Origin of the sequence: Allocoleopsis sp., from assembly GCF_036703385.1 — a bacterium.
Lineage (GTDB): Bacteria > Cyanobacteriota > Cyanobacteriia > Cyanobacteriales > Coleofasciculaceae > Allocoleopsis.
On the sequence record NZ_DATNPA010000140.1, the window covers coordinates 1 to 6275 of the forward strand.

Genomic DNA, 6275 nt, shown 5'->3' on the forward strand with positions numbered 1-6275 from the left:
TTGAGCAGCTGACGCAAGCGTTTATTGGTAAAGGCGTTGACCCGGCGACAGCTCACAATCAAGCGATCGCAACTATTGATGGGATTGTCCGCCGCGAAGCCTTCGTGATGGCGTTCAATGACAGCTTTTACTTTATCGGTATTGCTTTACTCGTGAGTGGTGTGATCTTGCTCTTTTGTAAGAAAGTCAAGCCCGGTGCAGGGGCTGCCGCCCATTAAGAGATGTAACAACCATAAGCCAAATAAAGATGTTACCGTAATCTTGCATATTAGTCATTGATCGTTGCTTGATGCCTTTTTCTTCTGTGAATCACAGTCATTTGACAGAGTGGGAGGAAGTTCTGGCTCCCCAAAGTCTCGGCTACCGGATTAAACTGCTCTCCATGTTGCTAAGTCGCACGTTTCAAGAGCGATTAGAGCCGTATGGACTGACGCCGTTTCATTGGGTCGTTTTGTGTTGCTTGTGGCAAGAAGATGGGTTGGCAACCTCTAGTATTGGGGAACGATTACAACAGGTGGGAGGCACTTTAACCGGGGTGATCGATCGCATGGAAGAACGAGGGCTAGTGCGTCGAGAGCGGGATATGCGCGATCGCAGAATTTGGCGGATTTGGTTGACAGAGGCTGGCAAGGAGTTGGAAGAGGTGTTGCCTCCGATTGCGCTGGACATCCGGGAACAGGCGATGGCAGGAATTCCTGAAGCTGAGCGAGAATTACTTTCGAGGTTGATTGATCAAGCGATCGCTAATTTTTCGTAAGCCAGCTTTTTTGACATCCTCTCCGCCCTGGAAGGGCGATGATTCGCTACCAGCCGAACAGCGTCAACGGCTCGTACTCAAGGGTGGAGCCAACATGGCATGTTCCTTCTTGTGTAGTGTATCCAAAGACGGCTCAGTATACTGTCTATGAACCGCTTTGCCAACTATTTATATTACTCCCTTCCCGCCAGAAGAATACCTATCGTATTCCCGCGCAAAATCAAGGGTTGACCCATCTGGTAGTAAGTAATCTTAGACCGGGAAGGGAGTAAGTGTTGTGTAATTTAGGAATCCAATCATTACGATAGACAGAAGCCGATAATAATTTCCTCAAAGCTACTAATTGCCAAACACTAATAACTTCTTTATAACTATCATTTAATATTTTTTTAGTTTTTGCATGGCAAAGCTAATTTCTCATCGGTCAAAGGTGGTAATCTGATACCAGGTTGCAAATCACAAACAAAGTTGCCTCCGAAGCAGTGAATGAGCCTAAGAGATTATTCACTGAACTCAGGAGGGCACGTTTATGCAACTGAATATTGCTACCAATTCAATCAGATTCATTCCTGGTTTAGCGCAACTAGACGATTAGCCTATCGTCTAAAAGTAGATCGCTAGGTTTTTATAAACCTCAGCGTAAGTTGCTTATCGCTGCCAAACCCACCCAAAAGTTCAAAACTTTGAATTCCTAAAAAAATAGTCATTTTTTGAGTAGCACTACAGAAAAGAGATTAGCTGCAAGGAGATTCTATGACCAATTTTTCAAGGTTATCTCGCCGGAGATTTTTGTTAACTGCTGGGGCATCAGCTGCGGCATCTATATTATTAAAAGGCTGCTTAGGAAACCCCCCCGACCCTAGTGGCAAGACCATAGCACAGACAACTCCTGCCGCCAAAATCGACCCAGCACAGGCACCGGAAACTCCAAACATCAAGTTAGGATATATCCCCATTGTAGAAGCGGCTCCTTTGATTATTGCTCAAGAAAAAGGTTTCTTTGCTAAGTACGGCATGACTGGAGTGAAGCTGGACAAGCAGGCTTCCTGGGGTTCAATGCGAGACAACACTGAAATTGGCTCAGCGGGTGGGGGTGTTGATGGGGGTCAATATCAGATGCCAATGCCCCATTTAATTACTGAAGGTGTAATCACCAAAGGTAATCAAAAGATTCCCATGTATCTCCTGGCGCAGTTGATTACTCACGGGAACGGAATTGCGCTAGCCAACAAACATAAGGGACAGGGACTGGGAACTAAGATAAACTCGGGCAAGGCAGTTTTTGACAAGCTCAACTCTGCAAAAACTCCGTTCACCGCTGCCCAAACCTTTCCAGCTGTTAACCAGGATTTTTGGATTCGCTACTGGTTAGCCGCTAGTGGTATTAATCCTGATACAGATATCAAATTGCTGACAGTACCATCCGCCCAGACTGTTGCCAATATGAAGACGGGTACGATGGATGCCTTCAGTACTGGCGACCCCTGGCCGTACCGAATTGTCAAAGATAAGATTGGCTTCTTGGCAACATTGACAGCGGAAATGTGGAAAAATCACCCCGAAGAATACTTAGCTCTGAGAGCTGATTGGGTTGATAAAAATCCCAAGGCGACTAAAGCCCTATTGAAAGGCGTCATGGAAGCCCAACAGTGGTTGGATAATTTTGACAACCGGAAAGAAGCGGCTGAAATTCTCGCTGGACGCAATTACTTTAATCTTCCAGCTGAAGTTTTGATTGACCCGTTCATGGGTAAATACGACATGGGAGATGGTCGGGTCATTGATGATAAGAAGATGGCAGCATACTACTGGAAAGATGAAAGAGGTAGTGTTTCCTATCCCTACAAGAGCCACGACCTTTGGTTCATAACCGAAAGCGTTCGTTGGGGTTTCGTGCCGAAAGAGTACTTAACAAAGGCTAAGGCGCTCATCGATAAAGTCAACCGAGAAGATATTTGGAAAGAAGCGGCAAAAGAAGCGGGTATTCCTGAAGCCGATATTCCGACCAGTACATCTCGTGGTGTTGAAGAATTTTTCGATGGCATCAAGTTTGACCCCGAGAAACCAGAGGAATACCTGAAGAGTTTGAAAATCAAGAAAGTTGATATTTAGTCGCTAGTCCGAATCAAGGATGAAACTGGGTCAGTTAGCATCTTCAATCTTCAACTTTCAACCTTTTAACTCTCTGACCTTTGACCAATAACTACAGTTAAGGAAGACTAAGCTATGACAACCCTCCAGAGACGTGCTTCAGCAAATACCTATGAAAATGTATGGGTATCGCGCCTGAAAAAGCTATTACCTGATATTGTGCCTCCCGTGGTAGCGATCGCAATTTTCTTGCTCGTGTGGCAGATATTTTCGATGACTCCAGGTGCAACACTCCCAGGCCCAATTAAGGTAGTGCAAGAAACCTGGATACTAATTGGATGGCCTTTTTATGACCGAGGTGGTATAGACAAAGGTTTATTTTGGCAGGTCTTTGCCAGTTTACAACGGGTGGCGATCGGTTACACACTAGCTGCGATTGTTGGTATTGCTTTGGGCATCTTGGTTGGTACAAGTAAATTGATGTCCAAGGCTTTAGACCCCATCTTTCAGTTCCTGCGAGTTGTCGCGCCCTTGGCATGGGTACCCATTGCTTTAGCAGCCTTGCGGCAGAACGAACCAGCAGCCCTTTTCGTAATTTTCATTACAGCAATTTGGCCCATCTTAATCAACACATCGGTGGGCGTGAGACAAATCCCCAGCGATTACAACAACGTCGCCAAAGTTCTCCAACTTTCAAAACAGGAATATTTCTTTAATATTCTTATTCCCTCTGCTCTTCCCTACATTTTCACAGGACTAAGAATTGCACTTGGCTTGGCTTGGTTGGCGATTATTGCAGCAGAAATTGTTATGTCCGGTATTGTTGGGATTGGCTTCTTTATCTGGAATGCCTATCAGAATAACCAGGTGAGCGAAGTCATCTTAGCTGTGGTGTACATCGGTGCTGTTGGCTTACTACTCGACAAGCTCATGATATGGCTTGAATCGCGGATTTTGCCACAAGAACAGAAGTAGAAACTCATCCCTAATGGCTAATCGCTAACCTCTACACGCACAATTAGCAATTAGCCATTAGCCACAAACAACCAACAACCAACAAATAATAACTAACAACATAATTGCCATGTCTGTCTTTGTTGCAGTTGACAATATTGATAAGGTCTTTTCCTTAAGCGGTGGTGGTGAATACGTTGCTCTCAAAGGAATAGACCTGCAAATTAAAAAGGGAGAATTTGTTTCCTTAATCGGTCACTCCGGTTGCGGCAAATCCACCCTACTAAACATGATTGCTGGCCTGGACTTACCCAGTGAGGGATTAGTGACCCTGGAAGGGCAACGCATCAAACAGCCCGGTCCCGATCGCATGGTAGTGTTCCAGAATTATTCTCTGCTACCTTGGCGGACTGTTCGAGAAAATATTGCCCTCGCCGTCAATTCAGTGATGAAGGATGTACCCGCAGGCGAGCGCAAAGCGATTGTAGAGCAGCATATCGATATGGTGGGGTTGCGTCCTCATGCTGATAAAGCCCCCGCCATGTTATCAGGTGGACAAAAACAACGGGTTGCGATCGCACGCGCACTCGCTATTCGCCCCAAATTGCTGCTACTCGATGAACCCTTTGGAGCGCTGGATGCTTTAACACGGGGTAATCTGCAAGAGCAGCTAATGAAAATCTGCGAGGAAAATCAGGTCACGGGGGTCATGGTTACCCATGATGTCGATGAAGCGGTGCTGCTATCCGATCGGATTGTCATGCTGACCAATGGGCCAGGTTCTAAGATTGGTCAAATTTTGGAAGTGGACATTCCCAGACCTCGCAAGCGGATGGAAGTGGTAGAACATCCTAGCTATTACAGCTTGCGCAGTGAAATGATTTACTTCCTCAATCAGCAGAAGCGGATTAAGAAAATCCGGGCGAGGAAAACAGCAGTTATTGCTCGTCATGGTTTAGAAAAAGTCAACCTGGACATTGGTTTTGTTCCTCTAACCGCCTGTGCCCCCCTCGCTGTTGCTAAAGAAAAAGGTTTTTTCAAAAAACATGGCTTAGACGAAGTTAACCTTGTGCGTGAAACCAGCTGGCGCGGCATTGTCGATGGCATGAGCGGTGGCTATTTAGATGCCGCCCAAATGCCATCCGGGATGCCCTTGTGGTTAACCTTGGGAGGAAATGACAACCGACCCTTGCCAGTCGTCACTGCCCTAACCATGACTCGCAATGGCAATGGCATTACCCTAGATAAGCGATTTTACGACCAGGGGATACATACCCTCACTGATTTTAAAAAGATGCTGTTGGATTCCCCAACTCAACAGCACAGAATGGGGATGGTTCATCCCTCCTCGATGCACAATCTGCTGCTGCGCTACTGGTTGGCGGCTGGTGGTATTGACCCCGACCGGGATATAGAACTCAAGACTATCCCTCCAGCCCAGATGGTCGTCGATTTGCAAGCGGGAAGCATCGATGGTTACTGCGTAGGGGAACCCTGGAACATCCGGGCGGCGATGGAAGGAGTTGGTTTTACTGTAGCCACAGATTTAGAGCTTTGGCCTGGACATCCAGGAAAAGTACTGGGTGTGCGCGAAGACTGGGCAGACACTTATCCCAACACCCATATTGCCTTGGTCAAAGCGATGCTAGAGGCTTGTCGGTACTGTGCCGATCCAGCTAATGACGAAGAGGTACGTCAAATTACAGCTGGACGGGAGTATGTAAGTACCGATATTAACTATATTCACATGGGAGACCCCAACGCCTCTACCTGTAGCCTAGATGTACCCATGCGCGAGTATGCCCATCACCTATTCTATGGAGAAGGCGTCAATCGTCCCAGTCGAACCGAGCAACTTTGGCACATGACCCAGTTGGCGCGTTGGGACCACACTCCCTTCCCCAGAAACTGGGTGGAAATCCTGGAACGGGTGTGCCGAGTGCGTGTGTTCAGCATCGCCGCACGAGAACTGGGTCTGGTTGATATTAGTTACACCAAAGGCGGGATTCAACTATTTGACGGTATCCCCTTTAATGCCGAAGACCCGATTAGCTATCTCAACAGTCTGAAGATCAAACGCGATTTCAGCATCGCGGAAGTTGTTCTCGATTCACGTCCTACCGTAGCCGCTTAGAGGGTTGCAGGTTTTGGGGTTGCAGGTTAGCAGCTTAACCAGTTTTTTCAACCTCTAAACCTTCAACCTTCAATCTTCAACCTTCAACCTCTACACCTTCAACCTTCAACCCTCTATTACAACCAAACCGATGCTTAACCGCCCTCTCACTTTTAGCGATGCCTCAACTGTTAGAACACGACAGTCGGCAGAAACAGCCACTAAGCGTGATTCATTCCTAACCATTGAGAATGTTTCCAAAATCTATCCGACCAAGAAAGGCTCTTTCACCGTACTCGACGGCGTTAACCTGACGGTAGACGAAGGCGAATTTATTTGTGTGATTGGTCACTCGGGTTG

Annotated in this window: 4 protein-coding genes and 2 pseudogenes; all 6 read left to right on the top strand. The window is 46.8% G+C overall.

The window, feature by feature from the left end; all coding sequences use genetic code 11:
• Positions 1–218: pseudogene (locus tag V6C93_RS06890) on the top strand (EmrB/QacA family drug resistance transporter); the annotation flags it as partial.
• A 71-nt stretch (positions 219–289) separates the two neighbouring features.
• A complete protein-coding gene (locus tag V6C93_RS06895; RefSeq protein ID WP_333475917.1) occupies positions 290–757 on the top strand; it encodes a MarR family winged helix-turn-helix transcriptional regulator in 468 nt (155 codons plus the stop codon).
• A 753-nt stretch (positions 758–1510) separates the two neighbouring features.
• Positions 1511–2869, top strand: a complete 1359-nt coding sequence (locus tag V6C93_RS06900) for a CmpA/NrtA family ABC transporter substrate-binding protein (RefSeq protein ID WP_333475918.1) — start codon at positions 1511–1513, stop codon at positions 2867–2869.
• Positions 2870–2983: 114 nt separating this feature from the next.
• Positions 2984–3823 carry a nitrate ABC transporter permease gene (gene ntrB, locus V6C93_RS06905; RefSeq protein WP_333475919.1) on the top strand — a complete coding sequence of 280 codons (840 nt, stop codon included), beginning with the start codon at positions 2984–2986 and terminating at the stop codon, positions 3821–3823.
• Between the two features lie 109 nt (positions 3824–3932).
• A complete protein-coding gene (locus V6C93_RS06910) occupies positions 3933–5936 on the top strand; it encodes a nitrate ABC transporter ATP-binding protein (protein WP_333475920.1) in 2004 nt (667 codons plus the stop codon).
• A gap of 130 nt (positions 5937–6066) precedes the next feature.
• A pseudogene (locus tag V6C93_RS06915) lies at positions 6067–6275 on the top strand (ABC transporter ATP-binding protein); the annotation flags it as partial.